The sequence below is a fragment of the Mycobacterium sp. 1245852.3 genome, from assembly GCF_001669335.1.
Classification (GTDB): Bacteria; Actinomycetota; Actinomycetes; order Mycobacteriales; family Mycobacteriaceae; genus Mycobacterium; species Mycobacterium europaeum_A.
This window is the reverse complement of record NZ_LZLL01000247.1, coordinates 1-2059: the sequence shown is the minus strand read 5'-3', so window position 1 is coordinate 2059 and position 2059 is coordinate 1. Positions and strand designations below refer to the sequence as shown.

The following is a 2059-nucleotide window of genomic DNA, read 5'->3' as shown; positions in this document are numbered from 1 at the left end:
GGTTGGACACCAGCCCGATACGCTCGGCCTCTTCGGCGGTGATGTCGCGGCCGGTCAGCATGATCTCGAACGCGCGCGACGAGCCAATGGCCCGCGGCAGCAGGTAGGACAGGCCCAGCTCACTGGCGGTCAGGCCGTTGTTGATGCCGGCGGCGCGGAAATAGGCGCTCGTCGAAGCCACCCGGATGTCGGCGGCCAGCGCCAGGCACAGCCCACCGCCGATGGCGGGGCCGTTGACCGCGGCGATCACCGGCTGGTGCAGCCGGCGCAGCGCCAGGATGACCTCGTCGAGGATCTCCATGGAGCGCAGCGCATAGGTGGGGCGGGTCAGGCCCTCGACGTGGGGCACCGAGCCCGCGGACTTGTGATCGGCGCCGGAGGAAAAGCCCCGACCGGCGCCGGTCAGCACGACCACGCGCACCGAATTGTCGTAGGTGACCTTTTCCAGGGCCTCCTTGAGCGGCACCATGACGTCGAACGCCATCGAGTTCATCCGCTCGGGCCGGTTCAGGGTTATCAGCGCGACGCCGGGCCGCGGGTGGTCTACCAGTACCAAACTCACCCATGCAACCTAGCGCGTGGCCGACCGTGCTTCTGCGCGCAGCGCGGCGGGGCTATTCGCCCTGCCCGGCCTCGGCGGCGTCGACGTCGAACGCGCGGACCTGCGCGACCAGGTCCTCCAGGGCGGCCGGCGGCAGCGCGCCGGGCTGGTTGAACAGCAGTTTGCCCTTCTTGAAGGCCATCAGCGTGGGGATGGAGCGGATCTGGGCGGCCGCCGCCAGCTGTTGTTCGGCCTCGGTGTCGACCTTGGCGTGCACGATGTCGGGGTGCTTCTCCGAGGACGCCTGGAAAGTGGGACCGAACTGGCGGCACGGACCACACCAGGACGCCCAGAAGTCGACGAGCACGATGTCGTTGCCCTCGATGGTTTCGTTGAACTTCTCAGCGGTGAGATCAAGTGTTGTCACATTTGCCGTAACGCCCGGGGCCGACGCGATGTTCCCGGCGCGCGGCAGCGTGCCGCCCGCGGACCGCCGCTGGTTACGGTTGCGTACGTTTTCCCGCGTCCGACAGACTGTGCCTGACGATCCGCCGCCTCGAGGACCAGTGAGGGAATCGCGTTGGGCCACTACATCGCTAACGTCCGCGATATCGAATTCAACCTGTTCGAAGTTCTCGATGTCGGCGCCGTCCTGGGCACCGGCGGCTACAGCGATCTCGACGAGGACACGGTCAAAACGATCTTGGCCGAAGCCGCCCGCCTCGCCGAAGGCCCGGTGGCCGAATCCTTCGCGTTCGCCGACCGCAATCCGCCCGTGTTCGACCCGGCCGAGCACAAAATCACCGTGTCCGACGAGTTGGTCAAGACGGTGGCCGCGCTCAAGGAGGCCGGCTGGTGGCGGCTGGGCATGGCCGAGGAGATCGGCGGCATGCCCGCCCCACCACCGCTGGCGTGGGCGGTCAACGAAATGCTGATCTGCGCCAACCCTTCGGCGAATTTCTTTTGCCTGGGCCCGTTCATGTCTCAGGCGTTGTACCTGGAGGGCAACGAGCAGCAGCGGCGATGGGCCGCCGAAGGCGTGGAGCGGGGCTGGGCGGCCACCATGGTGCTCACCGAACCCGACGCGGGCTCCGACGTCGGCGCCGGGCGCGCCAAGGCCATCGAACAACCCGACGGCACTTGGCACATCGAGGGCGTCAAGCGGTTCATCTCCGGCGGCGACGTGGGTGACACCGCCGAGAACATCTTCCATCTGGTGCTGGCCCGCCCCGAGGGCGCCGGCCCGGGCACCAAGGGGCTCAGCCTGTTCTACGTGCCCAACTTCCTGTTCGACCCGGACACCTTCGAGCTCGGCCCGCGCAACGGCGTGTACGTCACCGGGGTGGAACACAAAATGGGCATCAAGTCCTCCCCCACGTGCGAATTGACCTTCGGCGCAACGGATGTGCCCGCGGTCGGGTATCTGGTCGGCGACGTGCACCGGGGTATCGCGCAGATGTTCACCGTGATCGAGCAGGCGCGCATGACGATCGGCGTCAAAGCCGCCGGCACGCTGTC

General features: G+C 67.6%; 3 protein-coding genes. 1 reads left to right on the top strand and 2 read right to left on the bottom strand.

Annotation, left to right across the window (positions count from 1 at the left end; all coding sequences use genetic code 11):
- Together A9W96_RS10975 and trxA are read right to left on the bottom strand one after the other, a co-directional pair.
- Positions 1 to 562 (bottom strand): enoyl-CoA hydratase (locus A9W96_RS10975; RefSeq protein ID WP_067139686.1); only part of this gene is annotated, 562 nt, incomplete at its 3' end.
- A gap of 52 nt (positions 563 to 614) precedes the next feature.
- Positions 615 to 968: a thioredoxin gene (gene trxA, locus A9W96_RS10970; protein ID WP_066868658.1), complete on the bottom strand. Its 354-nt coding sequence runs from the start codon at positions 966 to 968 to the stop codon at positions 615 to 617.
- A gap of 153 nt (positions 969 to 1121) precedes the next feature.
- On the opposite strand from trxA, the gene A9W96_RS10965 reads away from it, so the two are divergent.
- A partial coding sequence (locus A9W96_RS10965; RefSeq protein WP_197499486.1) for an acyl-CoA dehydrogenase family protein occupies positions 1122 to 2059 on the top strand: 938 nt, incomplete at its 3' end.